The organism is Streptomyces sp. CA-251247 (assembly GCF_050952975.1).
Lineage (GTDB): Bacteria > Actinomycetota > Actinomycetes > Streptomycetales > Streptomycetaceae > Streptomyces > Streptomyces achmelvichensis.
The window spans coordinates 6,606,547-6,631,917 of the sequence record NZ_CP191861.1 but is presented as its reverse complement, the minus strand read 5'-3'; the positions used below and the strand labels follow the sequence as shown (position 1 = coordinate 6,631,917).

Annotated in this window: 23 protein-coding genes; 9 read left to right on the top strand and 14 right to left on the bottom strand. The window is 73.0% G+C overall.

The genetic code is table 11. From position 1 onward, the window contains the following. Positions 1-228 precede the first annotated feature (228 nt). Entirely contained in the window at positions 229-1,467 is a 1,239-nt protein-coding gene (locus tag ACQPWZ_RS29495; protein WP_433572820.1) for a molybdopterin-dependent oxidoreductase, read from the bottom strand. Positions 1,468-1,580: 113 nt separating this feature from the next. Between ACQPWZ_RS29495 and ACQPWZ_RS29490 the strand changes: the two genes are divergently transcribed. Together ACQPWZ_RS29490 and ACQPWZ_RS29485 are read left to right on the top strand one after the other, a co-directional pair. Then, on the top strand, positions 1,581-2,981 hold the full coding sequence (locus ACQPWZ_RS29490) for a hypothetical protein (protein ID WP_433572819.1): 1,401 nt from the start codon (positions 1,581-1,583) through the stop codon (positions 2,979-2,981). A 543-nt stretch (positions 2,982-3,524) separates the two neighbouring features. Beyond that, positions 3,525-4,010 (top strand): peroxiredoxin, encoded by a 486-nt coding sequence (locus ACQPWZ_RS29485; protein ID WP_340476309.1) that lies wholly within the window; start codon positions 3,525-3,527, stop codon positions 4,008-4,010. A 46-nt stretch (positions 4,011-4,056) separates the two neighbouring features. Here ACQPWZ_RS29485 and ACQPWZ_RS29480 read toward each other — a convergent pair whose 3' ends face one another. From ACQPWZ_RS29480 to ACQPWZ_RS29450, 7 genes are all read right to left on the bottom strand, one after another. Then, the gene (locus ACQPWZ_RS29480; RefSeq protein WP_405573922.1) at positions 4,057-4,869 is read right to left on the bottom strand and encodes a hypothetical protein; all 813 of its coding nucleotides are present in this window, start codon (positions 4,867-4,869) and stop codon (positions 4,057-4,059) included. Beyond that, positions 4,869-6,164 (bottom strand): VWA domain-containing protein, encoded by a 1,296-nt coding sequence (locus ACQPWZ_RS29475; protein ID WP_383237434.1) that lies wholly within the window; start codon positions 6,162-6,164, stop codon positions 4,869-4,871. Before ACQPWZ_RS29475 ends, ACQPWZ_RS29480 begins: the two co-directional genes overlap by 1 nt. Before the next feature lie 74 nt (positions 6,165-6,238). Further along, entirely contained in the window at positions 6,239-6,406 is a 168-nt protein-coding gene (locus tag ACQPWZ_RS29470; protein WP_433572818.1) for a hypothetical protein, read from the bottom strand. Between the two features lie 64 nt (positions 6,407-6,470). Continuing rightward, positions 6,471-6,830, bottom strand: coding sequence for a hypothetical protein (locus tag ACQPWZ_RS29465; RefSeq protein ID WP_433572817.1), 360 nt, complete (start codon positions 6,828-6,830; stop codon positions 6,471-6,473). Positions 6,831-6,997: 167 nt separating this feature from the next. After that, the gene (locus ACQPWZ_RS29460; protein ID WP_433572816.1) at positions 6,998-8,119 is read right to left on the bottom strand and encodes a zinc-dependent alcohol dehydrogenase family protein; all 1,122 of its coding nucleotides are present in this window, start codon (positions 8,117-8,119) and stop codon (positions 6,998-7,000) included. Positions 8,120-8,170: 51 nt separating this feature from the next. Then, a complete protein-coding gene (locus ACQPWZ_RS29455) occupies positions 8,171-10,243 on the bottom strand; it encodes an alkaline phosphatase family protein (protein ID WP_433572815.1) in 2,073 nt (690 codons plus the stop codon). Positions 10,244-10,336: 93 nt separating this feature from the next. Then, entirely contained in the window at positions 10,337-10,741 is a 405-nt protein-coding gene (locus ACQPWZ_RS29450) for a hypothetical protein (protein WP_433572814.1), read from the bottom strand. Positions 10,742-11,023: 282 nt separating this feature from the next. Between ACQPWZ_RS29450 and ACQPWZ_RS29445 the strand changes: the two genes are divergently transcribed. Both ACQPWZ_RS29445 and ACQPWZ_RS29440 read left to right on the top strand, forming a co-directional pair. Next, entirely contained in the window at positions 11,024-11,794 is a 771-nt protein-coding gene (locus tag ACQPWZ_RS29445; RefSeq protein ID WP_433572813.1) for an MBL fold metallo-hydrolase, read from the top strand. Next, entirely contained in the window at positions 11,791-12,465 is a 675-nt protein-coding gene (locus tag ACQPWZ_RS29440; protein ID WP_383237450.1) for a DedA family protein, read from the top strand. The genes ACQPWZ_RS29445 and ACQPWZ_RS29440 overlap by 4 nt, the downstream gene beginning before the upstream one ends. A gap of 80 nt (positions 12,466-12,545) precedes the next feature. On the opposite strand, the gene ACQPWZ_RS29435 is transcribed toward ACQPWZ_RS29440, so the two are convergent. Together ACQPWZ_RS29435 and ACQPWZ_RS29430 are read right to left on the bottom strand one after the other, a co-directional pair. After that, the gene (locus tag ACQPWZ_RS29435; protein WP_433572812.1) at positions 12,546-13,649 is read right to left on the bottom strand and encodes an MBL fold metallo-hydrolase; all 1,104 of its coding nucleotides are present in this window, start codon (positions 13,647-13,649) and stop codon (positions 12,546-12,548) included. A gap of 12 nt (positions 13,650-13,661) precedes the next feature. After that, complete coding sequence (locus ACQPWZ_RS29430; protein ID WP_340476300.1) at positions 13,662-14,879, bottom strand: aminotransferase class I/II-fold pyridoxal phosphate-dependent enzyme; 1,218 nt, start codon at positions 14,877-14,879, stop codon at positions 13,662-13,664. 207 nt (positions 14,880-15,086) lie between these two features. Here ACQPWZ_RS29430 and ACQPWZ_RS29425 point away from each other — a divergent pair, with 207 nt between their 5' ends. After that, a complete protein-coding gene (locus ACQPWZ_RS29425) occupies positions 15,087-16,598 on the top strand; it encodes a bifunctional phosphatase PAP2/diacylglycerol kinase family protein (protein WP_340476298.1) in 1,512 nt (503 codons plus the stop codon). An 83-nt stretch (positions 16,599-16,681) separates the two neighbouring features. Here ACQPWZ_RS29425 and ACQPWZ_RS29420 read toward each other — a convergent pair whose 3' ends face one another. Together ACQPWZ_RS29420 and ACQPWZ_RS29415 are read right to left on the bottom strand one after the other, a co-directional pair. Further along, the gene (locus tag ACQPWZ_RS29420; RefSeq protein ID WP_433572811.1) at positions 16,682-18,037 is read right to left on the bottom strand and encodes an MFS transporter; all 1,356 of its coding nucleotides are present in this window, start codon (positions 18,035-18,037) and stop codon (positions 16,682-16,684) included. 338 nt (positions 18,038-18,375) lie between these two features. Then, positions 18,376-18,807: a phage holin family protein gene (locus tag ACQPWZ_RS29415; protein WP_340476296.1), complete on the bottom strand. Its 432-nt coding sequence runs from the start codon at positions 18,805-18,807 to the stop codon at positions 18,376-18,378. 145 nt (positions 18,808-18,952) lie between these two features. Here ACQPWZ_RS29415 and ACQPWZ_RS29410 point away from each other — a divergent pair, with 145 nt between their 5' ends. Then, entirely contained in the window at positions 18,953-19,762 is an 810-nt protein-coding gene (locus ACQPWZ_RS29410; protein ID WP_433572810.1) for a methyltransferase domain-containing protein, read from the top strand. Positions 19,763-19,885: 123 nt separating this feature from the next. Continuing rightward, the gene (locus tag ACQPWZ_RS29405) at positions 19,886-20,236 is read left to right on the top strand and encodes a VOC family protein (protein WP_340476294.1); all 351 of its coding nucleotides are present in this window, start codon (positions 19,886-19,888) and stop codon (positions 20,234-20,236) included. A gap of 24 nt (positions 20,237-20,260) precedes the next feature. Here the strand turns inward: ACQPWZ_RS29405 and ACQPWZ_RS29400 are convergent, their stop codons facing one another. Both ACQPWZ_RS29400 and ACQPWZ_RS29395 read right to left on the bottom strand, forming a co-directional pair. Then, positions 20,261-22,231: a DUF5107 domain-containing protein gene (locus tag ACQPWZ_RS29400; protein WP_433572809.1), complete on the bottom strand. Its 1,971-nt coding sequence runs from the start codon at positions 22,229-22,231 to the stop codon at positions 20,261-20,263. Between the two features lie 103 nt (positions 22,232-22,334). Further along, positions 22,335-23,234, bottom strand: a complete 900-nt coding sequence (locus ACQPWZ_RS29395) for an arginase family protein (protein WP_433572808.1) — start codon at positions 23,232-23,234, stop codon at positions 22,335-22,337. 253 nt (positions 23,235-23,487) lie between these two features. Here ACQPWZ_RS29395 and ACQPWZ_RS29390 point away from each other — a divergent pair, with 253 nt between their 5' ends. Next, positions 23,488-24,234, top strand: a complete 747-nt coding sequence (locus tag ACQPWZ_RS29390) for a GntR family transcriptional regulator (RefSeq protein WP_340476291.1) — start codon at positions 23,488-23,490, stop codon at positions 24,232-24,234. A gap of 63 nt (positions 24,235-24,297) precedes the next feature. Then, complete coding sequence (locus ACQPWZ_RS29385; RefSeq protein ID WP_433572807.1) at positions 24,298-25,365, top strand: adenosine deaminase; 1,068 nt, start codon at positions 24,298-24,300, stop codon at positions 25,363-25,365. Positions 25,366-25,371 lie beyond the last annotated feature (6 nt).

Genomic DNA, 25,371 nt, shown 5'->3' with positions numbered 1-25,371 from the left:
GGCGCCGGACGGCACCGAGCCCACGTACGAGTGCCCGGTCGGCGACCGAGTACAAGGGCACCAGCACGAGGTCGTGCAGCAGTGCCGCCCCCACGAACCACAGGGCGACACCGAGCCAGTCGTCCGCGAGCAGCCGTACACCCGCGTAGGCGGCCAGGGCGAACGAGCAGGCGAGCAGCAGCAGTTGCACGGGGCTGCCGATCGGGATGCGGCGAAGCGGCGGAAGCATCAGAGGTCTCCGAACGTCATCCGGGCCACCCACTTGGTGTTCAGCACACCGGGAGCCGCGGGCACGATGATCCGTGCCGGGTAGCCGTGGTCGGGGGAGAGCTGCTCGCCGTTGACGTACAGGGCGAGCAGGGAACGCGGGTCGGCCACCTGGTTGGCACGCAGGGCGGCCCGCCGGAAGGCGCCTCTGCGCTGGAGGGACTCGACGAACACGTCGGGCGGGTCCTCGTCGTACCCGGCGAGCGCCGCGAGGTCGCGCAGCCGTACCCCGCGCCACCACTGGTCCGACGTCGACCAGCCCTCCACGCAGGCGATGGGCAATGCGGAGCTGTGCTGGGGAAGTCGGAGCAGCTGGTCCCGGCTGAGGCGGACGGTGCCCGAGCGTCCCGTCACGACGAGTCGCCACGCGTCCTCGCCGGTCTCCGCCGCGACGATCCCGGCGTACCGGGCGGTCTTGTTGATCTGGAAGCCGTTCGGGCCGCTGCCGGGGTCGTCGCCGCCGTGCGGTGCGAGGAGGGCGGTGCGCCGCAGCAGGCCGTCGAAGTTCTGTCCCACCGTCGTCGCGAACAGCAGCAGCGAGCCGCCCCCGACGAACCACAGAGCGCCGCGGCGGGAGACGGTCGGCTCGGCGGGACGCGGCGACACCAGGTCGTTCTTCTCCTCCCGCAGGTGCCGCAGGTTGCGCAGCGCGATGGGCATCTTCAGCAGTGCGTGGGCGACGAACGCGGCGAAGAACACCCACGCTCCGTAGAAGTGCAGCGGATAGAAGGAGCCGGGGAAGATGTAGTCCAGCTGGACGTTGAGCGCGCCGGTCACGAACTCGAACAGCGCCCCGCCCACCAGGAGCAGCAGCGAGATCCGCTCCAGGGCGTGGGCGAGCGAGCGGGCGGGCGGCAGCGCGAACAGCCTCGGCACCACGGACCACAGCTTGGCGAGCAGGACGGGGATCACGGTGATGCCGAGGGTGACGTGGACGCCCTGGTTGAGCCGGTACAGCCAGTGCGGGTTCGTCGGCCAGGAGAAGAGGTAGAAGCCGAGAATCCCCTTGTCGGGGGTCTGGTCGTTCACCGGCGACAGGTTCGGGTTGTAGGCGGCGTACGAGACCAGGCCCGTCACGAACAGCACGGTGATGCCGACGAGCAGGACGAGGCCCAGCACCGAGGTGAACCAGGGGCCGCGCAGAGGGCTGCGCCAGAAACCGGGCGAGGAGGGAAGCCGTGGGGCGTCGGGGTCGGGCATGCCCCGACGTTAGGCCGGGACCACCCCGCAAACGGGTGCGCAACCCATGACGAAACGCTGACATCGGCCCGGACGGCGGTCCGTGGACCGGTCGCGCGGCCTAGCGTTCCCGTGTGATCCGCACCCTGCCCTCCGCCGAGCCCGACGCCGTACCCACCCGCGCCCCCCGCGGCCTCCGCCATGACCTGTACGCCGCCGGGGCGGCCGTGCTGCTTGTGACGGCGGCCGTGCTGGTCGGCCACCACATCCAGAAGACCAGCGGGACGCTGCTCGTCAACTGGCCCCCGCTGCTGGCATCGTGGGGACCCCACCTGGGCCCCGGCACACCGGCGGCCGTCCTGGTGGCCATCGCCACCGTGGTGTACGGCCCCGCCCTCGCGGTCCGTCTCCCCTGGCGGGCCCTGCTCCCCTTGACGTGGGCCGCGGCCATGGCGTGGATCTACTCCCTCGCCCTGATCGACGGGTGGCACCGGGGTATCGCCGCCCGGCTCACCACCCGCCACGAGTACCTCCGGGTCGTCGACCGCTTCCACGACATCCCGGCGGCCCTGCGGGACTTCACCTCGCACATCCTCATCGGCTCTCCCGACAACTGGCCCGCCCATGTCGCCGGCCACCCGCCGGGTGCCACGCTCACCTTCGTCCTGCTCGACCGGGCCGGGCTGGGGGGCGGGGCCTGGGCCGGAGTGTGGTGCATCACCGTCGGCGCGACGGCCTGCGTGGCCGTGCTGGTGACGATCCGCGCCCTGGCCGACGAGGCACTCGCGCGCAGGGCGGCGCCCTTCCTCGTGCTCGCCCCGGCAGCGGTGTGGATGGGGACCTCGGCGGACGCGTACTTCGCGGCGGTGGCGGCGTGGGCGGTGGCGCTGCTGGCCCTGGCGGTCACGAGGCGGTCTGCGCTGTGGGCGGGGGCGTCGGGACTGCTGTTCGGTCTGACCTGCTATCTGTCGTACGGCCTCACGCTCTTCGCCCTGATCGCGGCGGCGGTACCGGTGCTCGGCCGGCACGGAATCCGGGAGCGCCCCGCCCTGTTGGTGGCGCTGCTCGCCGGGCCGGCGGTGGTCACCGCGGCCTTCACGCTCGCCGGGTTCGCCTGGTGGGAGGCGTACGACGTGCTGGTCACGCGCTACTACCAGGGCGCGGGCGGCATCCGTCCCTACGGCTACTGGGTGTGGGGCAATCTGGCGTGCGCGGTGCTCATCACGGGCCTGGCGACGGCGGCGGGTCTGCGGCGTTCCGGAGTGCTGCTCCTGCGGCACCGTGGCGGTGCGCTCACCCGCCCCGGCGGCCCCGGCGCCGACGCCCGTCTCGCGCTCCTCGTGGCCGCCGCCGTCCTCGCCCTGCTGGTCGCCGACCTGTCCGGCATGAGCAAGGCCGAGACGGAACGCATCTGGCTCCCCTTCGCCCTGTGGCTGCTTCCGGCCTGCGCGTTCCTGCCCCGTGCCCGCGGCTGGCTCGCCGCCCAGGCGTTGCCGGCACTGCTCCTCAACCACCTGTTGCTGACCGGCTGGTGATCCGACACACGGCCTCGGGGTGAGACAGGCCGGCACCCCGAGCAATCCGCCGCCCCTCCCGCTCCGAAGAGAACCATGACGGCGCGCCCACCGGCGGTGCGCGGATCACCCGGGTACTGGGGGCGCACATGCGAGCGACGGTACGGGTACGGGTACTGGCCACGGACGGGCCGCAGGTGTGGATCGCCGTGAGCGGACGGCTGGCGCGGAGCACCCTGCCCGCCCTCGCTCAGGCGCTGCGGGAGCGAGCGGGCGAGGGGTTCACGGCGTTCTTCCTGGACATCAGTACGCTTGCCGACGACCGGGATGTACCGGCCGACGCGTTACGGGAGTTGTTCCCCGCCGGCGCACGGCTGACGTTCCACCTCATCGGTGCTGCCGGCGTTCTTCGATTGCAACCCGGCCACGATCGCCGCCTGGTCTTCCATCCGGACCCCTCGTCGGCGTGGACTGTCTGGGTGTGCGGTCCGCCCCCGAGGGGCGCCAGGGGCCGCCGAGCAGCACGTACCCCCGCCGTCCGTACCCGTAGCCGCAGGAGTTCCCTTGGCAGCGTCACCTGAACCCGGTAAGCCCGTCCCCGACTTCACCCTCCCCGGAGGCGTGCTCGCGGACGGCGCCTTCGAGCGGCGTGAGTTCTCGCTCGCCGCGGTGCGGGGGCGACCGCTCGTGCTCGCGTTCTACCCCGGGGACGACACCACCGTCTGCACCAAGCAGCTGTGTTCGTACTCCAGCGGTCTGGAGTCGTTCACGGAGTGCGGCGCCGAGGTGTGGGCGATCAGCCCGCAGGGGGTGGACAGCCACGAGGCGTTCGCGCGCAAGCACGGGCTGCGGATGCCGCTGCTCGCGGACACCGACCGGGCGGTCTCCAAGGCTTTCGGGGTCGCGGCCCCGGGGATCGGGCTGCGGCGCGCGGTGTTCGTCGTCGCCGGGGACGGCACGCTGCACTGGAAGCATGTCGCCCTGTTCGGCGCGACGTTCCAGTCGAAGGAGACGCTGGCGGCGCAGCTCGCCGCGCTCCAGGAGGCGTAGTTCCTGGGGCGAGTGGCTGCCGGTGGCAGCCACTCGCCCGCACGCGTCAGGCGGTCGGCGGTACGCCGGAGGGACGGCCTGCGCCCCGTGTCAGCGCGTATCCGGCGATCGCGCCGAGCGCACAGAGCAGCCCGCCCGCGACCGTCCAGATCCAGCGGTCCGACCACCAGCCGGAGGACCAGCCGTCCTCAGGCTCACCGAGGACGCCCGCCTGCTTCGGTTCGCCCGCCGTGTCGGCCGTCTTCGCGCCCGCCACGAGCGGAGCCGCGAGCGAGCCGTCCACGGCGGAGGCGCCGCCCGCGTCGGACACGTCCGCACGGACCTCGGCGCGGACCGGCAGTCCGAGGTCCTCCTCGGGGAGCTCGGTCACGGTCAGGCGGACGGTGTAACTGCCGGGCAGCGGATCGTTGTCCCACGGCTCCGCCCAGGAACGGACGGTCCGCAGCGTGCAGGACAGCTCCACGGTCGCCGCGTCCTTCGCCGCCGCCCGGGTCTGCATGCCGTACATGCAGGCCTGGCGCCGGCGCAGCCCGTCGTACACATCGAGCTGCCAGGTGGACGAACCGGTCCGGGTGGCCGACTCGGGCAGGGTGACGGTGGCCTTCACCGTGGCCCGGTGGCCGGCGTCCGCCGGGAACACCCAGTACAGATAGTCGCCCGCCGATGCGGTGGCGGTGGCGGGCTGCCCCGGCTCGATCGCGGTGGCGTCACGGAATCCGGTACCGGCCTCGGTCGGTCCCGCCCCGCTCGCGCCGTCGCTCGGGGACGGCGACGGGTCGTCGGCGACGGCGGCACCCGCCGTACCGCTCAGTACGGCGGCGGCGAGCAGCACGGTCGTCAGTGCGCGTGCGATACGCATCAGTTGGTCCTCCATACGGCGACGCGCCAGCGCGAGATCCAGCCCCACAGCACTCCGGCCAGCAGGCCTGTGAGCGCGAGGACGGCCAGGAGCCACCAGCCGCGGCCGAGACCGAAGGCGGCGACGTCGGACGACTCGTCGGGCGCGTCCACGATGTCGACGGTGAGCTCGACGGGCATACCGGGCGTGGTCTTGACCGCGGGAGCCGCGGCGAAGGCGTTGCTGACCTCCAGGCAGACGGACTCGGCGGCGGGCTTGGTGTCGTCCGTGTCGTCCGCATCGTCGGCGGACTCCGGCTTCGGATAGCGCAGGCCGGTGGAGATGACGTCGGTGCGTCCGTTACCGGCCTCCGACCCACGGACGATCTCCCGGCCGTGCACGGTGACGGCCCGCAGGAGTACGCCGTAGTCGTTGTTGACGGCACGGTCGGCGCCGATGCTCACCGAGGCGCGCAGCTCCTGGCCGGGCAGCACGTCCACGCGGTACCAGCGGTGCTGGCCGAAGGTCTCCCGGTCGCTGTACAGGCCCGGTTCGAGCCGCGGGGCCTTCGCGCACTGTGTCGCGCCCTGGGTGGCGACGGGGGTGACCACGGGCTCGGCCGCACGGTCGACCAACTGGTTGACGCGGTCGGACAGTTCGTCGGTGTGCTGCACCGAGGTGTAGGTGCCGCCGGTGGCCTCCGCGATACAGCTCAGCTGATTGCGGGTCTTCGCGTCCGGGACCAGTCCCAGGGTGTCGATGACGAGGTGGATACCCTTGGCCGCGATGTCGCGCGCGACCTCGCACGGGTCGAGCGGGGCGCAGGTGTCCTCGCCGTCCGTGATGAGCACGATCCGCCGGGTGCCGTCGCCGCCTTCGAGGTCGTCGGCCGCGCCGAGCAGCGCCGGGCCGATGGGCGTCCAGCCGGTGGGGGCGAGGGTGGCGATCGCGGTCTTGGCCTCGGTCCGGTCGAGCGGCCCGACGGGGTAGAGCTGCTTGGTGTCCTTGCAGCCGACCTTTCTGTCCTTGCCGGGGTAGTCGGCCCCGAGGGTGCGTATGCCGAGCCGGACTTCGGCGGGCACGGCGTCCAGTACGTCGTTGAAGGCCTGCTTCGCCGCCGACATACGGGTCTGGCCGTCGATGTCCCGGGCACGCATCGAGCCGCTCACGTCGAGCACCAACTCGACCTTGGGAGCTGCCGCGGGGGTCTTGTCCGCCGGTTCGTCGTCGGCGGCGGCGCCTGCCGGGAAGAGCCCGACGGCGAGGGCGGCGAGCAGGCCGCACGCCCCGGCCGCCAGCCGTTTTCTATTGATCATCAGCGGATCGTATTGATGATCTGCTGATGCTCCAAAACGGGCCGGTGGCAGGGGCGTCGGGCGGTGTGGGCGCGTCAGACGGTGCGGTCGTCGGTGCGCGAACGGCGGGCGTCCGGCCTCGGTTCGGACACGGTCTCGGGAGGCCTGCGCCGCTCGGTGGGCTCGACGGTGTGCGTGGTCTCGGTGCGCGCCGCCTCGGCGCGGACCATGGCGCTGAGCGCGGCGAACGGGTCGATGGGCATGGCTGTGCACCTCGCGTGGTGTGGGGGTGATGGTGCGGAACAGTGCTGGGGTCCCTCAGCACTGTCAGCAGCGCAGCACCACACAGCGCACGGCGAGCGGAACACGTGGAGGCCCGTCCGGAAAGCGCTGGGAGGGCCGGACGGCTCGTCCGCCGGCCCCGGCGCCGGCATCGTCACCCGGCGGCCGCAAAGAGGCGCGGGCGCGGGCCGGCGCGGACGTTCCGGTGTCGCCCTCCTCGGGCTGGCCCGGATGTGCCGGGTCGGCGGGCGCGGAGGCAGGCGGCCGGAGTTCGCCCATCGCCACGGTCTGCGCCCCGGGTCCGAGGGACATGCCCAACAGGGCGAGGAGAGCCACCAGCGCTATCGGCGCAGCCCGGCGCGCCAGGGCGCGGAGTGCGACGGTGTACGGCGCGGGCTGGTTCATGGGGCGTGACCTTCCTGGACAGGCCTCCTTTACCCCTGCGCGCCCGCGGCCCGGCCGTCGTGGCCACAGATCCCCTCCACCGGGGGACGCCCGTTAGCCCGATTCCCGTACACGCCGGATCCGGACGGGTGCACCGGCCCGCCGCACGGACGGCTCCACCGCGGCCTTCACACCCGGTGCGGCCGGATCACCGTCACTCCGCTGCCGGGCGCGGTGCCGAGCGACGCGAGCGCCTCCGGAACCGCGTCCAGACCGATCTCTTTCGTCACGAGGAGATCCGGGCGCAGCACCCCGGACGCGACCATCGCCATCATCGCCGGGTAGTCGTGGGCGGCCATGCCGTGGCTGCCGAGGATCTCCAGCTCCAGCGGCACGACCCGGTCCATCGGGAGCCGTACGCCATCGGGCAGCAGGCCCACCTGGATGTGGCGGCCCTGACGGCGAAGGGACTGGACCGAGTTCACGCAGGTCACCGGGGAGCCGAGGGCGTCCAGCGAGAGGTGGGCGCCGCCCCCGGTCGCCTCACGGACGGCTTCGGCCACGCCTCCGGCCGTGGCGGAGTCGGCCGCGCCGCTGTTCGGGGTGGAGTCGGTCGCGGTGCCGGGCGGGACGGAGGTGTCGACGCCGCCGGTGAGTGTGGAGGCGTTCACACAGACCTCGGCGCCGACTGCCCGCGCCAGGTCCAAGGCCCCCGGCGACACGTCGACAGCGACCACCCGCGCCCCGCACGCCGCGGCGATCATCACCGCGGACAGGCCCACCCCGCCGCAGCCGTGCACCGCGACCCACTCCCCCGCCCGCACCCGGCCCTGGCCCACCACCGCACGGAAGGCGGTCGCGAACCGGCAGCCCAGACCGGCCGCGGTGGCGAAGGACATCGCATCGGGCAGGGCCACCAGATTGGTGTCGGCGTACCGGAGCGGCACGTACTGCGCGAACGAGCCCCAGTGCGTGAACCCGGGCTGCTGCTGGCGTTCGCACACCTGCTGCGCTCCCCGCGCGCACGCGGCGCAGCGCCCGCAGGCGCAGATGAAGGGCACGGTGACACGGTCTCCCGGGCGCCAGTTGACGACGTCGGCGCCGACCGACTCGACGACACCGGCCAGTTCGTGGCCGGGCACATGCGGCAGCGTGATGTCGGCGTCGTGGCCCATCCAGCCGTGCCAGTCGCTGCGGCACAGCCCGGTCGCCTCGACGCGGATCACCGCACCGTCCTCCGCGGGCGCCGGTTCGGGCACCTCCCGTACGGCGAGCGGCTTCCCGAACTCCTCGAACACGACAGCACGCACCCGGCACTCCTCACGTCGGCACACGCGGTGGACCCCACAGCGCGGCCCACGCTATCCGGGCGATGCCGTCCGGCCGAGGGGGGCGATCGGCACCTGCGGACCCTCCGACTCGTTCAGCCAGCGCCGCAGGACCTCGTGCACCTGCTCCGCACCGATCAGTTCGGCGCCGCCGCTCACGGGTGGTGACAGCTCGAGCGGCGACAGCAGGAAGGGCTGGGACTGCTCACCGCCGAGGCCGCCGTGGGAGCCGATCTGCGCCTCGAAGGCGTGGACGGTGCCCGTCTCGGGGTCGTACATCGAGTTGACCATGATGTCCGCGACGTGCGGGAAGGAGTCGGTACGGCGTACCGCATCGGCCGCCCCGGCGCCGAACACCGCCAGCGGGCCGTCGTCGTCCAGCTCCGCGAGCGGGATCTCCACTCCGCCGGGGCCGAGGACCAGCGAGCCGTGCTCCTCGCTGCGTACGAGGAGGAAACCGACGCCCGGGTGGCTGGCGAGCGTCCGCAGCAGGGCGGGGTGGCGGGCGTCGATCTCCTCCCGGCTCAGCCGCTCGGGCACGTCGGGGAAGGAGATCAGCGCGAGATTGCCGGAGGCGAGCACGATGGGTTCGGAGCTCGGTGCGGCGACTTCGTCGGCTCCTTCCGTGAGCCGCCGGTGCAGAGCGGTGTGCAGGGTGTGGCGCGCCGCGTCCCGCGCTTCCGCGCCGCTCCTGGAGCGCTCGGCGCGCCGGGACACCGGCAGGCCGCAGCCGGCCCGGACGAGGTCCTTGAGGGTGAGACCGTAGGCGCCCGCGAAGGTCTGGCCCGGGCTCTGCCCGTGGTCGGACAGCAGCACGATCCGGTAGCCGCGCGGGGTGTGCTCGGAGACCTTGGCGATCAGGGCGAGCGAACGGTCGAGCCGCTCCAGGACCTGCATCGCGTCGCGGCTGTGCGGTCCCGAGTGATGTGCCACTTCGTCGTAGGCGACGAGGTCGGCGTAGACGGCGGTGCGCCCGGCGAGCATGTCACCGAGCACCGCGGCGACGACGACGTCGCGCTCCACGACGGTCGCGAACGCCCGGATGAAGGGGTACAGACCGCCGCGGCCGATCCGGGGTGTGTCACCGCGCAGCCGCGCCCGCGTCGACTGGCGGATCTCACGGACCACTTCGGCGAAGAAGGCGCCGGCCGTGCGGACGGCGTTGGCGGGGTCGGAGAAGTAGGCGAAGTACCCGGCCCGGGAGCGGTTGGCCTTGCCGCGCCTGGCCGCGATCGACAGCACCAGGGCGAGCTGGTCGGCGCCGCCGCTGAAGAGGTTGCCGCGGCTCGCTCCGTCGACGGTGAGCAGCCCGCCGTCGCCGGTGCGCTCGATGGCGCGGCGCTGGAGCTCGGCCGCGCTGGCGGGCCGGTTGCTGACCATGACCCGGCCGGTGTCCTTCTCGTACCAGCGGAAGGCGGGGACGTCGTGGTTGGTTCCGTGCAGGATGGCGAGCTGGCTTGCGCCGGTCTGACTGGACCAGTCCGTACGCCAGGGGGTCAGCCGGTGGGTCGTGGCGAGCCACTCGGCGACGGTCGGCATCACACCGTCCTTGGCCGCGCGCTGGAGCACCTCGTGACCGACGCCGTCGAGCTGGAGGAAGACCGTGCCGTCGGCGGCGGTACGGCCGACGTCCTCTCCGCGTCTTCGGCGGCGCCGGGTGGCGAGCCGGGAGAGCCGGCGCCGGTAGGCGTTGTCGTCGTGGACGGCGAGGGCCGTGGAGGTCGCGGAGGCGACGGCGGACATCACGGCGGCGACGAGGACTGCGGTCTCCGGAGCCGCCTCTCCCCCGCCGTCGGGGATCAGTCTCAGGGCGAGGAGCAGCAGGGAGCCGTTGAGGAAGAAGACCAACAGGCCGAGCAGGAGTGCCGGTACGAGCAGCAGCGCCCGTACCGCCACCGGCCACACCAGTGCGCCCAGCAGACCGAAGGCACCCGCGCCCCAGGCGGCCGTCACGGCGGTACGGGTGATGCTCTCGCCGTCCTCGGACTGGAGCCGGAAGTCGGGCAGCAGCCCGGCGAGAGCCAGCATCGTCAGTGTGGAGACCATCCACACGGCGACCACCCGCAGCAGGGTGCTCCCCGCCCTGCGCCATCGGCTTTCGACCACGCCGCTTCCACCTCACCCCTGGATCAGGTCTCCAGCGTGGCACAGCGGTGGGCATGATCCGCTCGCGCGTCCGCGCAGGCCGGGGGCGACGGCTCAGCGGCCGTTGTAGCCGGCGGTCGGCATGGAGAGCCTGCGGTGGACGTCCGCCTTCATGGAGGCGTCGTAGACGGGCTCGTCCAGGCCCGCCGTCTCCAGCCGTACGCCACGGCGCTCGCACTCGGCGACGAAGTCCCGCACCGAGGCCAACGCCCGTGCCAGCACCCGGTCGTTGGGGGCGATGAAGAGGTCCACCTCGCCGGCGTCCACATCGGCCCACAGCCCGCAGTGGTCGTGCCGCAGCCCGTAGAACAGCAGCTGCCGGGTGACGACGCCGCCCTTGTCGGCGGCCCAGCGGGCGCACATCGCGTGCTGACTGCGGGTGTCCACCAGGAACGGGTCGCTGTCGAGCTCCTCGAGGGGCGTCAGGCTGGCGATCGCCGCCACTCGTAAGGCATCCATCAACATCCCCCTGCGCTCTCCGGTCGCGCCGACCCTACTCCGACGGGACCGGCTCCAGGGAGCGCGCACCGAGGCGCATCAGAGGGCGCGACGGGAGCGGGCGGAGGGCTCGTGCGCCGGGACGCGCGGGCCCGCGGAGAACGACAGACCATGGGCTCCAGACCCGCTCGGAACGACAGGCCATAGGCTCGGACGGGTACCCGCCCGCGAAACGGGCAGTGGTTCGCAGAACGGTCCTCGTGGTTCGCACAACGGGCCGACGTGGGCAGAAGGAGGCGCTGCGTGCCGGTGGAAGTCACCTGGTGGGGTCATGCCACCTGCACGGTCGAGGACTCCGGGGTCCGGGTGCTGACCGACCCGTTGTTCGTGCGCCGGCTCGCGCATCTGCGCAGGCGGCGCGGGGCCGTGCCGCCGCCGGAGGCCGCCGTCGCCGACGCGGTCCTCGTCTCCCATCTGCACTCCGACCATCTGCATCTGCCGTCACTGGCCAGGCTCGCGCCGGGCACCCCGCTGATCGTGCCGGAGGGCGCGACGCGTTCCGTGCCGGGCCTGAAGCGGCTCCCGCTGCCGGTCACCGAGGTGCTCCCCGGCGACGAGGTGCCGGTCGGCGACGTGGTGGTGCGGGCGGTGTCCGCGCTGCACGACGGACGGCGGCTGCCGGTCGGCCCGCACCGGTCGCCCGCGCTCGGCTATGTGATCACCGGTGAGGCCCGCACGTACTTCGCCGGGGACACCGGACTCTTCGACTCGATGGCGGACGAGGTCGGTCCCGTCGATGTGGCGCTGCTGCCGGTCGGCGGCTGGGGTCCCTACCTCGGGCACGGGCATCTGGACGCGCACCGGGCCGCCGAGGCGCTGGTCTCCCTCGCGCCGGGTGCCGCGGTGCCGGTGCACTACGGCACGTACTGGCCGATCGGGATGGACGGCGTCCGCCCGCACGAGTTCTACGCCCCGGGCGAGGAGTTCCTCCGCAAGGCGGCGCGGATCGCGCCGAAGGTGGCCGTGCACCGGCTCGGCCACGGCGAGCGGGTCAGACCGGAGGCGAGGCGGTGAGCTCGAAGGCTGCGGAGCTGTTCGGGCAGCTGTCGGACTTCGTGGCCCAGCTGCCGCCGGAGTCCACCCAGCAGGCCGTCACCTATCCCTCGCTGTTCCTGCTGGTGGCGCTGGGAGCCCTGGTGCCGGTGGTGCCGACGGGGGCGGTGGTCAGCTCCGCGGCGGTGGTGGCCTTCCATCAGACGTCTCCGCTGAGCCTGCTGTTCGTCTTCCTGGTGGCGTCATTCGCCGCGTTCCTGGGCGATGTGACGCTGTACTGGCTCGGGCAGCGCGGCGTCAGGTCCAAGAACGGCTCGCGCTGGCTGGCCGCGCTCCGCGACCGCGCCGCGCCGGAACACCTCGAACAGGCGCAGAGCAAGCTGGAGGACCACGGCGTGGCGGTCCTGGTGCTGTCGCGGCTGGTACCGGCCGGGCGCATCCCGGTGATGCTGGCCTGCCTGCTGGCCAAGATGCCGTTGCGCTCGTTCGTGCGGGGCGACATCCCGGCGTGCCTGGCATGGGCGGCGACGTACCAGCTGATCGGGATACTCGGCGGCTCGCTGTTCGACGAACCGTGGAAGGGCGTGGTCGTCGCGGTGGCGCTGACGGTGGTGCTCAGCGGGGCGCCGCCGCTGTGGCGCCGGTGGCGCCGGAAGGGGCACCAGTCGGGGTCGTCGGGGCAGCACGCGTAGGGGGCCCAGTCGGGGTAGCACGCGTAGGGGCTCCGGTCGGGTCGCGGCCGGATCGTCCCGCCTGCACCTGCGAAGGCCCGTCAGCCCGCGTCCAGCACCCGCGATCCGCCGACCGGCAGGTCCCACAGCTGCTCGCGCGGCCGGCCGGTCCGCTCCCACGCGGCGCGCACCCGTACGAGCGGTTCGAGGACCGGTTCCGCCGAGAGGACGAACGTCCCCCAGTGCATCGGGGCCATGTGCCGTGCGCCGAGATCCTCGAAGGCGCGTACGGCCTCCTCCGGATCGGTGTGCACATCGCTGAGCCACCAGCGCGGGGCATAGGCACCGATGGGCAGGAGCGCGAGATCGAGACCGGGGTGGCGGCGGCCGATCTCGCGGAACCAGTGGCCGTAGCCGGTGTCGCCGGCGAAGTACACGGACCGGCCCGGCCGGTCGCCGAGCACCCAGCCGCCCCACAGCGAGCGGCACGTGTCGACGAGGGTCCGCTTGGACCAGTGGTGGGCCGGTACGAAGTCGAAGCGGACGCCGTCCAGCTCCGCGCCCTCCCACCAGTCGAGCTCGGTCACCCGGGTGAAGAGCCGGCGGCGGAACCAGCGGCCGAGGCCGGCGGGCGCGAAGACCGGCGTGTGCCGCGGCAGTCTCTTCAGGGTCGGAGCGTCCAGATGGTCGAAGTGGTTGTGGCTGATGACCACGGCGTCGACGGGCGGCAGGTCCTCCCACCGCACCCCGACGGGTGTGACCCGGGCCGGGGTGCCGAAGATCCGGCGGGACCACACGGGGTCGGTCAGCACGGTGAGTCCGCCGATGCGCAGCACCCAACTGGCGTGTCCCGCCCAGGTGACAGCCACGGTGGTGGCGTCGACGGCGGGCAGCGGACCGGGTTCGAAGGGCAGCAGCGGGATGTCCTGGAGGCCGTCCCGGCCGGGGCGCACCGCGCCCTCACGGGCGAGCCGGGCCATGGCCCGCACCCCGGGCAGCGGTGCGGTCAGGCGGTCGGCGAACGAGCGGGGCCAGTGACGGATCTCGCCGATCGGACGGGTCCGGAGGTGTGGCCGTACGCCGGCGGTCAGGGACGCGGTGGGCTCCGAGGTGGTGAGGGCCGCCCCCGCGAGGTCCGCCCCGGGCGCCTGGTCGGTCCGGTCTGCCTGTCCCGAGTGCTCCGCCTGTTCGGTCTGTTCCGTCATCCGGGGCTCCGTTCAACGCAGTTCGTCGAAGGCCGTTCCAAGAATGCTCAATGCCCTGGATACGTGCGGCAATTCCAGGGGCGCCGGTGAGGTGAGGGACGCGTGACGCTGTTCGGGGTCTGCGCCCAGCAACGGCCCCGCGGCCAGCCGCACCCGCAGCTCGCCCAGCTCGTCACCGAAACGGTGCCCGCCGGGCGCGGGTGACCCGAGACGGTCGCTCAGATACTCCTCGAGCTCCATGGAGTCGGTCACACCCAGCCGGGCGAGAGGGGCGCGCAGCGGGCCGAGGTCGGCGTAGAGATGCCGGCCGGCCTGCGGCGGGCGGGCGACCGCTCCGGACACGAGCACCGCGTGGTGCATCGCGGTGGTCACGGCCCCGTACAGCCCGGCCGCCTGCTCCGACCTGGTGACGACGGGCCCGGGCTCGTCCAGTGCCAGGGCGGCGGCGGCCGCGACGGGTTCCGCCACCACGGCGCCGAGGGCGGTGAGGATGTCGAGGGTTCTGGCGCGCCGGGCTGCCCCCTGCTCCGTCGGGGGGAACCGGGCGACGGCGACCGGCCACGAGGCGGGCATCAGCCCGCCGGCCAGATCGCTGAGGACGGTGACCTCCCCCGGGCACATCTCCGCCGGGCTGACCAGCACCGTCTCGTGCGGCCGGTGGAGGGTGTCCCGCCAGGTCTCGTCGCTGATGATGAGCAGGCCCTCGGCGACGGCAGCCTCGCAGGCCTCGCGCACGAGCTCGGGCGGCGCCACGGTCGCGGTGGGGTCGTCGGCGACGGAGAGCAGCAGCAGCCCCGGGTCGCCGCCCTCCGCGCGCACCCGGCGCACGGTCTCCAGCAGTGCGTACGGGTCGGGTACGCCGCCGCACTCCGCCGGGGTCGGTACGTGATACGCGGGCCGGCCGAGGAGCCGGGCCTGCGGGGTCCACCAGGCGGGGCAGGGCCGGGGCAGCATCACGTCCCCGCGGTGGGCGGCGATGAGGGCGAACAGCAGGGGCTGCGGGCCGGAGGCGGCGACGACCTCGTCGGACCGGCTGCGCAGCCCGCGCCGCGACCAGTAGCCGCAGGCCGCCTCACGCAGCTCGGGGCCGCCCCCCGGCGGCTCGCCCACGGGCCGTGCGGCCGCCGCGGCGGTCGCCTCGGCGAGCTCGGGCAGTACGGGGAGTCCCGGTTCGGGCGCGGGTGGTCCGTAGCGGACAGGTCCGCGGCCTTCCGGGTCCGTCCGCTGCATGCCGCCGCCTCCGCCGTTCGTGTCCCGAGGGCCCGCCCGGCCCACGAGCCCTTTATACGGAGGTTTGCCCGAGCCCGCCGCGCGGGAGAGCCGGTCCGCGCGAACGCAGCGGGGGCATCTGTCGGGGTGTTCGCGGATGCCGGACGGACGGGTGCCCGATGCCGGGCGTTCAGCGTGGCGGGCCCGTCCACGGGGTACCCGCGACCCATGTCTGACGCTCATACACAGGTGAACCCTCAGCTCCGGGACAGAATCTCGGCGCTGCTCAGCAGCTGGGACCGGCAGATCTTCAGCACGGTCGCGGCCCGGGAGTGGCCCGGTGCCGAGCCGGTGCTGCCACGGCTGAGCCGCAGCGCCAACCACGGACTGCTCTGGTTCGGTGCGGCGGCCGGGATGGTGGCGCTGGGGCGCAGCCCCCGCTCGCGCCGGGCGGCCGTACGCGGTGTGGCGTCTCTGGCACTGGCCTCGGCCACCATCAACACGGTCGCGAAGCGGTCGGTGCGCCGGGCGCGGCCGATGCTGGACGCGGTGCCGGTGATACGGCAGCTGAAGCGGCAGCCGTTCACCACGTCCTTCCCGTCCGGGCACGCCGCCTCGGCCGCCGCCTTCGCGACCGGGGTCGCCCTGGAGTCCAAGAGCTGGGGCGGGATCATCGCCCCCGCCGCGGTCTCGGTGGCGTTCTCCCGTATCTACACGGGCGTGCACTACCCGAGCGACGTCCTGGTGGGGGCGGCGCTGGGCGTCGGGGCGGCCTTCGCCGTCCGCGGTCTGGTGCCGACCAGGTCCCAGCTGCCGCCGCCCGGACGGCCGCAGACCAGCGCGCCCGTGCTGGCCGGCGGCGACGGCCTGGTGGTCGTGGTCAACCGGCAGTCGGGATCGGCGGATTCCTCGCACCTGCTGCAAGAGGCTCTGCCGATGGCCGAGGTCGTGGAATGCGAACCGGAGGATCTGCACGCGGAGCTGGAGAAGGCGGCCGGACGCGGCCGGGCGCTCGGCATCTTCGGCGGCGACGGCACCATCAACCGGGCGGCCGTCGTGGCCGCGCACCGCGGTGTGCCGTTGGCGGTCTTTCCCGGCGGTACGTTCAACCACTTCGCCTACGACCTCGGCATCGAGTCGGTGCACGACACGTGCCGGGCGCTCGCGGGCGGCGAGGCCGTCAAGGTCGACCTCGGCCGCTTCACGCCCGGCCCGCCCTCCGCCGAGGGCAAGGAGCGCTCCGGATACTTCCTCAACACCTTCAGCCTGGGCGTCTACCCGGAGCTGGTCCGCATCCGCGAGCACTGGTCGCCGCGGATCGGCGGCTGGCCGGCGGGGGTGCTCGCGGCGCTGGTCGTCCTGCGCGGCGAGCATCCCCTGGAGGCCGACGTCCAGGGCCGCCGGCGCCCGATGTGGCTGCTGTTCGCGGGCAACGGCATGTACCAGCGCATGGGGCCGACGCCCGGACACCGGCTGGACCTCGCCGACGGACTGCTGGACGTACGCGTCGTGCACGGCGGCCGGTGGCCGGGCCTACGGCTGCTGGCGGCGGCACTCTCGGGACCCCTGAGCCGGTCGCCGGTGCACGCGGCGCAGAAGCTGCGCAGGGTCCGTATCACGGGCCTGGCGCCGGGCACTCCGCTGGCGTTCGACGGTGAAGTGACCGAGGCCCCCGGTGAGTTGGTCATCGACAAGGCGGCGGAAGCGCTCACGGTGTACCGGCCGCAGGCTCTGCTGTAACGCCTGGCGTGCCGTGCGGACGCACGGGGCGTCGCCCGCCGGCGGCCTGTCGCGAGCGCGCGCCACGTCGGGTGGGCAGGGCCTCACTTCGACCAGCGCGAGCTCGGCGGCGCGTCGGGTGAGGCCGGCGGCACGCCGGGGGAGACCTGCGGTCCGGCGGGCGGGGCGGGAAGCTCCCGTCCCAGGCGTGCGAGTGGGGACACAGCCATGACCGCCGGGGACAGCAGCATGCCTGCGGCCGTCACCAGAAGGCTGGTGCGCAGTCCCCACTCCTGCGCCAGGAATCCGCCGAGCAGAGAACCGAGCGGGGTCAGTCCCATGCCGACGAACGTGATCGTCGCGGCCGCGCGGCCCTGCATCCCGGCCGGAGTGACGGCCTGCCGGACGGCCATGACCGTGACGTTCACCAACTGGCCGCCGAGCCCGAACACGAAGCCGGCTGCCAGGAGTACGGGAACCGTCACCGCGGAGGAGCCGTGCAGCGCGGGCACACACAGGAACACGCCGTCGCCGAGTGCCGCCGCACACACGAGCACGACGCCATGGCCGAACCGGCTCGGCAGGCGGGCGGCCAGCGCTGAGCCCACAAGTGCGCCCGGTCCTGCCGCCGCGAGTGCCAGCCCGACGACGGTGCCCGACAGGTGCAGTTCCCGCGACAGGAAGAGCAGATAGACGGTCATCATGGCCGCGAAGGAGAACTGGAAGGCGGCCGAGGCCAGGCACACGCTGCGCAGTGCGGTATCTCCGGCGACGAATCGCAGGCCCTCATGGATCCGCCGCCAGACCCGGGAGGGACGTTCCGCGCGTTCCGGGACGGATTCGGAGCGGCGGATCTGCCGGATCGACAGGAACGACAGCGCGAAGAACAGCGCGTTGGAGGCGGTGGCGAGCGGCGCCGACAGCAGGGTCACCAACGCGCCGCCGAGAGCGGGACCGCCGATCTGCGCCGCGGACCGGCTGCCCTCCAGCGCGCTGTTGCCTCGCACCAGTTGGCCGCGTTCCACCAGTCGTACGAGAGACGCCTGGTAGGCCACGTCGAAGAACACGGACAGGGTCCCGACGGCGAAGGCGAGCGCCAGCAGCGCGGGCAGGCCGAGCACGCCGAAGAGGCCGGCAACGGCCGCGACGCCCAGGACCAGGGCCCGGCCGACGTCCGTGAGCACCATCGTCGTACGGGTCCGCCACCTGTCGACCCATGCGCCGACGAAGAGCGAGAGCAACAGGATCGGCGCCTGCCCCACCGCCCGGAGGGCGCCCAGTTGGCCGGCACTGGCGTCGAGCGTCAGGACGGCGAAGAGCGGCAGAACCACCAGATTCGCGTGTTCGCCGAGTTGGGAGGCTGTCTGCCCCATCCAGAGTCTGCGGAAGTCGGCGTCCCGCCACAGGCTCGACGGAGCGGGCCGACCGGAATCGGATACAGCGGAGGAAGCGGACGGCACGGGAATCCCTCGGGTTGCCGACAACGAGGCCCGTCACCCGGCGCCTATCAGGCGCACCGGTTCGGGCAGGGAAGGCTCGCTGTGCCGCAACGTCAAGGGCAGCACGCGATGACAGGCCGGTCGCGGCCTACAACGTCAACGCGCGCTCGGACGACCGGGCATGCCTCAGCTCCTCGTGGGTGGCTCGCTGCGGCGAAACCCTAGCCTTCACCAGCCCGACGCGGAAGGCGGCCTCGCTCGCCCCACCTGCGGACAGGTGAGGGGGCGTCCACCGCGGTGGACGCCCCCTCACCTGTCCGCACCATCCCGTTGCCGGGTCGGGGACTTGCCTGTGAGACCTACTCCTTCTCGCGTGCGTGCGGCACGGCCGGCGGCGTGACGGGCGGCGGGCCGACCGGGCTCCCGGCGGGCGGTACGACCGGGGGCGCCTCCGGCATGGGCGGCTCGTCGGCCGCCGCCGCGGTTCCGGCCGTGCCGGCGACGGCCGCGCCCGGCCCCGGCTTCGCGGCGCGCTTCATCATCTCGGCCGCGGCCAGCAGCAGGACGGCGACGATGAGGGCGGCCGCCCAGCCGGGCATCACCAGAGCGAGCGCGAGGACGGCGCAGGCGACGACCGCCGCACCGCCGTAGAGACCGGCGGCACTGGCGCCCGCGTACATACGGGCGGCGTGCCGCTGCTTCCTGGTCTGCTCGCGCAACTCGTCCTTGATGGCGTCCCGGACGACCTGCGCCACATTCTGAGCCGCAAGATCCGACAGGTTCGTGTCCATGGGGCGCGGGTACCCGGCGGCCTCGGTGCCTAACGCGCCACGCCCGCTCCGCGTCCATCATGCAAGACAGCGGTCTCAATATGCGGCAATTCCGCCTAGGCTGGTGTCATCATCCGGGGCAGTTCGCACCAGAGGAGATCCGGCCATGCCGCAGGAGACCGCCGTCTACACCCACGGTCACCACGAGTCCGTACTGCGCTCGCACACCTGGCGCACCGCGGCCAATTCGGCCGCGTACCTGCTCGACGAGTTGCAGCCCGGCATGCGGATCCTCGACATCGGCTGCGGCCCGGGGACCATCACCGCCGATCTGGCGGCCCTGGTCCCCGAGGGCCGTGTGACGGGCGTGGACCTGGCCGCCGACATCGTCAAAAAGGCCCGTGAGCTGGCCGCCGAACGCGGCCTGGGCAACACGGACTTCACCGTCGCCGACGTCCACGCACTGGACTTCCCCGACGACTCGTTCGACGTCGTCCATGCCCATCAGGTCCTTCAGCACGTGGGCGACCCGGTCCAGGCGCTGCGCGAGATGCGGCGGGTCTGCCGCCCCGGCGGCACGGTCGCCGCGCGCGACAGCGACTACGGCACCTTCACCTGGTTCCCCGAGGTGCCTCTGCTGGACGAGTGGCTGGACCTCTACCGTCGGGTCGCACGGGCGAACGGCGGTGAGCCCGACGCGGGTCGACAGCTGCTGTCCTGGGCGCGCGCCGCAGGCTTCGACGAGGTCACCGTCACCGCCTCGGCATGGTGCTTCGCCGGAGCGCAGGACCGGAATTGGTGGAGCGGGCTGTGGGCGGACCGTACGACGGCATCGGTGTACGCCGAACTCGCCGTCGACGGCGGTCACACCACCGCCGACCGCCTGACCGCCATCGCCGAGGGCTGGCTCGCGTGGGGCTCGCACGAGGACGCCTGCTTCCTGGTGCCGCACGCCGAGGTGCTCTGCCGGGCCTGACCGCCCGCAGGGGCAGCGGCACGCCCTCCCCCGCAGGCACGACCGGCGGCGCGGACCTTCGCATCACACCCTCAATCGGGCAACCGATTCCGCCTCCCCGCCCCCTTTTACTAGGCTCTGCGTATGGAGATCCTGGGAACCACGCTGCGCATCTGCGTCGACGACCTGGAGGCCGCGGCGGCCTTCTACCAAGGCCTCACCGGCACCGAGCCGATGCGCTTCGAGCGCGGCGGTGTCTCGGTGGCGGCCGTCGGCTGCTTCCTGCTGATGAGCGGCCCCGAGTCGGAGCTCGAAGTGCTGCGCAAGGTGACGGCGACGATCGCGGTCGCCGACGTGGACGACGCGTACGCCACCCTCTCCCAGGCCGGCGCGCAGGTCGTGGCAGGACCGGTCCCCACCCCGGCGGGCCGCAATCTGATCGCCGTTCACCCCGACGGCACGGTCTTCGAGTACGTCGACCGCAAGGCGGTCTGAGCACCGGCCGCCGGGGCGCGTGCGTCAGCCCTGGGGCCGCATCCGGTACTCGTACGCGTCGGGCAGCGGGTCGTCCGTCGTGGCCGCCCAGACCTCGTTGAGGATCTCCGCACCCTCCCGCAGGTCGGCGACCTCGAAGCCCTCGTCGAAGACCGCCCGCGCCTCCCGCGGCCGGCCTTCGGCCAGGAGCAGTCTGGCCTCCGCGAGACGGAACCGGCCGCGCTGCCGTACCGCCGGACGCAGCCGGGACCAGACCGAGCGGGCGTCGGCGGGGCGGTCGGCCGCGAGGAGGGCGTCGATCGCCTCACGGGCGAGAGCCGCCAGCGCCGCCGTCCACGCCTCGCCGTCGTCGCGACGCTCCTGGCACAGGTCGTCGAAGGCCTCCAGATAGCGGTCGGCGGCCCGTTGGCCGTTGCCGCCCTCCTGGTCGGCGACGGCGAGGCAGCGCAGCAACGGCCAGCGCGAGGGGGCGAGTGCCAGTCCCCGCTCCCAGCTCCGGACGGCCTGCGCGAGATCGCCGGCGTGCCACTGGGCGACACCCAGGTGGTATTCGGTCAGCGGGTCGGCGGGAGCGGTCTCCAGCATGTCCCGCCAGTGCGGCGCGACGAGTGAGGGGCCCGGCGGGGCGACGCGGCGCGGCTCGGGCAGGACACCGGAGGTCAACAGCTCGCGCCAGGGCGCCTGTTCCTCGCCGAGTGTCGACTCGTCGAAGGGTGTGCCGGGCAGTTTGTGACCACCGCGCTGGACTTCGAGCGCGCCCCAGCCGGATCCGCGGGCGAGCCGGGCGCCCGGCTCGGCGTCCGCGCAGGGCAGCCAGGCCTCGTACGCGGCGTCGACGGCCTCGCGCGGCAGCGCGTCCGCGAGGCGCGCCTCCACCTCGGCACGGGCGGCGCCCCAGTCCTCGCCGTGCACCGTGCCGGGGTCCGCGGCCAGCGGGCCGTACGACTCCAGCCAGCTGAACTCCTCGCCGCCGTCCAGCCGTACGTGTTCCAGCTGGGTGCGGGCGAGACCGGCCTGGATCTCGGCATATCCCGGGGTGTCCGGCTCGGTCAGCCACTGCTGCCAGCGCCGGCCACCGCGTCCGGAGCCCCACAGGAACAGCTTCCGGCCGCGCAGGGTGTCGGTCGACGTCTGGACGAGCCCCTGTCCCGCGGCGTCCAGGGAGGTGATCCACTTGCGCGCTTCGGGAGGGACTTCGTAGAAGTAGTCCGCCGGGTACTCACTGCGCAGCGGGTACGTCCGGTCCGCACCGCGGTACTCCGGCACGGGCACCCGGCGCAGGCTGCGTTCGTAGCCGAAGTGCCAGGCCTCGTCGGCGGGGGCGAGCACGCGGGTGGTCGCGTGCTCCTCGACGGCGATGTTGGACCACCAGTACACGGGCGCGGGCTTCTCGTGAGGATTGCGGATCCGCACGCCGACATGAAGGAACGCGGAGTCGGCGGGAAGCCACAGATCGACCTGGAAGGGCAGGTCCCGCAGCCGTTCCCACTCCCAGAGCCTGACCATCTCGCCGCCGTCCGGGGCGGGCACGACGGCCGCGTGCAGGGGTGCGCAGGACAGCGTGGTGTGGCCGGTCGCGCCGATGTTCCACTCGATGCCGCCGGAGTACCAGGCACCGTTGAGCGCGAAGTCGGCAGGCTGGAACACCGGGTTGCGGTACAGGAGTTCACGGCCGGTGGGCTTGTGGTGCAGCGAGTGGATCCGGCCGCCGAGGCCCGGGAGCACGGTCGCACGCAGGTGGTCGTTCTCGATGACGATCGCGTCGAGATCGGCGGCGGCGCGGTCGCGGCCGTAGCCGTCGAGCACACGCACCGGCAGCAGGGTGCGCAACGGCTCGTAGCCGATCTGCCGCGCCATCTCACGCGGCAGTTCCACTCTGGTCCGCTCGTCGATCGCGTGCATCTCGTCGAGCGGTCGCAGCGCGGGCAGCGGGTTCGGCGGCCCCACGGGGGCTGCGGGCAGGGTCAGTACGGTGCGCCGGACGGTCGTGGCCAAGGCAACCTCGCTTTGCTCGCCGCGGGGCCGGCCGACGGTTCCGGCGGCAACCCGACGACCATGGAACAGCTTTGTCGCCGCCCCGGCCAGAGGGCTCGGGGGGTCAGTCCTCGGTGAAGGCGGCGACGATCAGGTCGGTGAGCAGCGCTCCCGCGCCGCCCTCAGGGTCGAGATCGGGGTCGTACACGGTCACATTCATGCCCACGCAGCGGGGCGACCGCACCAGTCCCTTGAGCAGCAGCGTCAGTTCGTGCGGCAGCAGGCCGTCCGGGTCGGGGCTGTCGACGGCGGGCATGACGCGCGGGTCCAGCACATCGGCGTCGAGATGGACCCAGTAGCCCTCCAGCGGGGGCACTTCGAGGGTCTGCACGACGGCCGACGTCAGTTCGGGGATGCCCCACTCCCGCAGTTCCGCCACGGTCATCGTGGGGATCTTCAGCTCGGCGAGTTCGGCGCGGTCGTCGTGGAAGCAGTCGCGGATGCCGATCAGCCGGATGTCCTCGTCCCGCAGGTAGGGACGCAGCCCTTCCAGGTTCGTCAGGTCCTCCTGGCCGCGCCCGGTGGCGAGTGCCAGTTCCTCACCGGCCGCCGCGCCCACGTGCGCGGAGTTGCCGGGGTGCCGGAAGTCCGCGGAGGCGTCGACCGCGGCGAGTCCGTACCGGCCGAGCCGGCGCAGGGCGAGCGAGGCGCCGAGCTGGATCGAGCAGTCGCCGCCGAGGACCAGAGGGAAGTCACCGGCGCGCACATGGTGTTCGATGCGGTCCGCGAGCCTGGGGGTGTACGCGGCGATCGCGCCGGCGTTGAAGACTCCGTCGCCCTCCTGCCAGTCGCCCCGGTCGTAGCGGGGCGGTACGACGACACCGCCCTCGAAGGCTCCGAGCCGCTGAACGATGCGCTGTTCGCGCAGCGCGCCGGCGAGCTTGTAGCAGCCCGGCACGGCTCCGGGGGCGGGCGGGCGCAGGCCCAGGTTCGAGGGAGCGTCGACGATCACGATATTTCGCATCGTTCCATCCTCACGCGCGTCCACCGGGTCTTCAATGTGCGCGACGCGAGGAAGGCGGCGGGAGGAAAGCGGGCGGAGGAATCCGACATCGCGTCAGGTCTCCACCCGCGGACCGGGGCCTGCCGGACACCGGAGCCAGGCGTACGGGTGGAGGCATGGCAAGCTGACGACACCGGCCGTCGGCGGCTTGCCACCCTGAGCGCCGTTCACCATCCTTGTCTGACAAGTGGTCGAGGCGAACCGAGGAGGGGCCATGGCAGTCGGCGGTCAGCAGCGCAGACCGGTCGTCGTGCTGTACGAGCGGATCGCCGACGCGATCCACGACGGCACCTACCCGCCCGGATCCACCCTGCCGTCGGAACCCCGGCTGGCCGGTGAACTGGGCGTGAGCAGACCCGCCCTGCGCGAGGCCCTGCTCCTGCTCCAGGAGGACGGACTGCTCTCGGTCCGGCGGGGAGTCGGCAGGACCGTGAGCGATCGTCCGCCCCGGCGGGGCTACGAGCACATCCAGCCGCTGGAGGACCTGCTCGCCGCGGGCTCCCCGCTCCGGGTGCGGCCGCTGCTGCGCACGGTCGAGGAACCCACCGACTTCACCACCCAGCATCTGCTGGCACCGGCCGGTGCGGAGCTGCGGTTCTGGGAGTCCCTGCTGGCCGGAGACGGTACGGCGGCTGCGCTCAGTCAGGAGTGGGCGGCCGCCGACGAGGTGCTGGAGAAGGCGCACCGCGACTTCGCCGAGGCGCTGCGCACCGCGTCCGCCCCTGCCGGCTCGATGCTCGCCGTCCTGACCGGCGCCTCGCGCGGGGTGGCCCTGACCGCGCACAGCGCGGTGAGCGCGACGCTGCTCGGCCGGCGGCGCGGCGAGCAGCTGGGCCGGGCGGCCGACACCCCCGCCGTACTGATCACGCAGGTGGTACGGGTCGGGGACACCGCGATCCTGGCCGCCAAGCACATGCTGCCGACGGGCGCGCCCGCGATGCCGGTGCTCCAGACGAACTGACCGGCCGGCCCGTGAGACGGCCGTCACGGCCCACCCGGAGATGGTGCCGTACACTCCCGGTGCATGCACTTGTCTGACATCCTGCGCGCGCCCAAGGCCGTCCTCCACGACCACCTCGACGGCGGCCTGCGCCCCGCCACGATCATCGAACTGGCCCGGGAATGCGGCTACCGCGATCTGCCCACCGAGGACCCGGCCGCGCTCGCGACCTGGTTCCGTGACGCGGCGGACTCCGGCTCGCTCGAGCGCTATCTGGAGACCTTCGCCCACACCTGCGCGGTGATGCAGACCCGCGAGGCGCTGGAGCGTATCGCGGCGGAGTGTGCCGAGGACCTGGCGGCGGACGGCGTCGTCTACGCCGAGGTGCGCTACGCCCCCGAGCAGCACCTGGAGCGCGGTCTGACCCTCGACGAGGTCGTCGACGCGGTCAACGCCGGATTCCGCGAGGGCGAGCGCCGCGCGGACGGCCGGATCACCGTCCGCGCCCTGCTCACCGGCATGCGTCACACCGACCGGTCGCTGGAGATAGCGGAGCTCACGGTTGCCCACCGGGACCGTGGAGTGGCGGGCTTCGACATCGCGGGCGGCGAGATCGGCAACCCGCCGGCCCGCCATCTGCCCGCCTTCCAGCATCTGAAGCGGCACAACTGCCACTTCACGATCCACGCGGGCGAGGCCGTGGGAGCCGAGTCGATCCACGAGGCCGTGCAGATCTGCGGCGCCGAGCGGATCGGGCACGGTGTGCGCATCACCGACGACATCACGGTGCACGACGACGGCACGGCGGAGCTGGGCGGGCTCGCCGCCTACGTCCGGGACAACAGCATCGCGCTGGAGGTCTGCCCGACCTCCAACCTCCAGACGGGGGCGGCCAAGGACTACGCGACGCACCCGCTCGACCTGCTGCGCCGCCTCGGCTTCCGCGTCACGCTCAACACCGACAACCGACTGGTGTCGGGGACGACCATGAGCCAGGAGTTCCAGCACATGGCCGACGCGTTCGGCTACGGGCCCGAGATCTTCGAGGAGCTCACGGTCGCCGCGGTCGAGTCCGCGTTCCTGCCGCTGCCGGAGCGCCGCCGGCTGATCGACGAGGTCATCAGGCCGGGGTACGCGGCGCTCGGCAACTGACCGTCG

What these genes read in the sequence shown, in the direction of transcription:
- ACQPWZ_RS29495 (WP_433572820.1), bottom strand. Translation starts at nt 1,467, where the DNA reads ATGCCCGACCCCGACGCCCCACGGCTTCCCTCCTCGCCCGGTTTCTGG.
- ACQPWZ_RS29480 (WP_405573922.1), bottom strand. Translation starts at nt 4,869, where the DNA reads ATGCGTATCGCACGCGCACTGACGACCGTGCTGCTCGCCGCCGCCGTA.
- ACQPWZ_RS29475 (WP_383237434.1), bottom strand. Translation starts at nt 6,164, where the DNA reads ATGATCAATAGAAAACGGCTGGCGGCCGGGGCGTGCGGCCTGCTCGCC.
- ACQPWZ_RS29470 (WP_433572818.1), bottom strand. Translation starts at nt 6,406, where the DNA reads ATGCCCATCGACCCGTTCGCCGCGCTCAGCGCCATGGTCCGCGCCGAG.
- ACQPWZ_RS29465 (WP_433572817.1), bottom strand. Translation starts at nt 6,830, where the DNA reads ATGAACCAGCCCGCGCCGTACACCGTCGCACTCCGCGCCCTGGCGCGC.
- ACQPWZ_RS29450 (WP_433572814.1), bottom strand. Translation starts at nt 10,741, where the DNA reads ATGGATGCCTTACGAGTGGCGGCGATCGCCAGCCTGACGCCCCTCGAG.
- ACQPWZ_RS29435 (WP_433572812.1), bottom strand. Translation starts at nt 13,649, where the DNA reads ATGACGGAACAGACCGAACAGGCGGAGCACTCGGGACAGGCAGACCGG.
- ACQPWZ_RS29430 (WP_340476300.1), bottom strand. Translation starts at nt 14,879, where the DNA reads ATGCAGCGGACGGACCCGGAAGGCCGCGGACCTGTCCGCTACGGACCA.
- ACQPWZ_RS29425 (WP_340476298.1), top strand. Translation starts at nt 15,087, where the DNA reads ATGTCTGACGCTCATACACAGGTGAACCCTCAGCTCCGGGACAGAATC.
- ACQPWZ_RS29415 (WP_340476296.1), bottom strand. Translation starts at nt 18,807, where the DNA reads ATGGACACGAACCTGTCGGATCTTGCGGCTCAGAATGTGGCGCAGGTC.
- ACQPWZ_RS29410 (WP_433572810.1), top strand. Translation starts at nt 18,953, where the DNA reads ATGCCGCAGGAGACCGCCGTCTACACCCACGGTCACCACGAGTCCGTA.
- ACQPWZ_RS29405 (WP_340476294.1), top strand. Translation starts at nt 19,886, where the DNA reads ATGGAGATCCTGGGAACCACGCTGCGCATCTGCGTCGACGACCTGGAG.
- ACQPWZ_RS29395 (WP_433572808.1), bottom strand. Translation starts at nt 23,234, where the DNA reads ATGCGAAATATCGTGATCGTCGACGCTCCCTCGAACCTGGGCCTGCGC.
- ACQPWZ_RS29390 (WP_340476291.1), top strand. Translation starts at nt 23,488, where the DNA reads ATGGCAGTCGGCGGTCAGCAGCGCAGACCGGTCGTCGTGCTGTACGAG.
- ACQPWZ_RS29385 (WP_433572807.1), top strand. Translation starts at nt 24,298, where the DNA reads ATGCACTTGTCTGACATCCTGCGCGCGCCCAAGGCCGTCCTCCACGAC.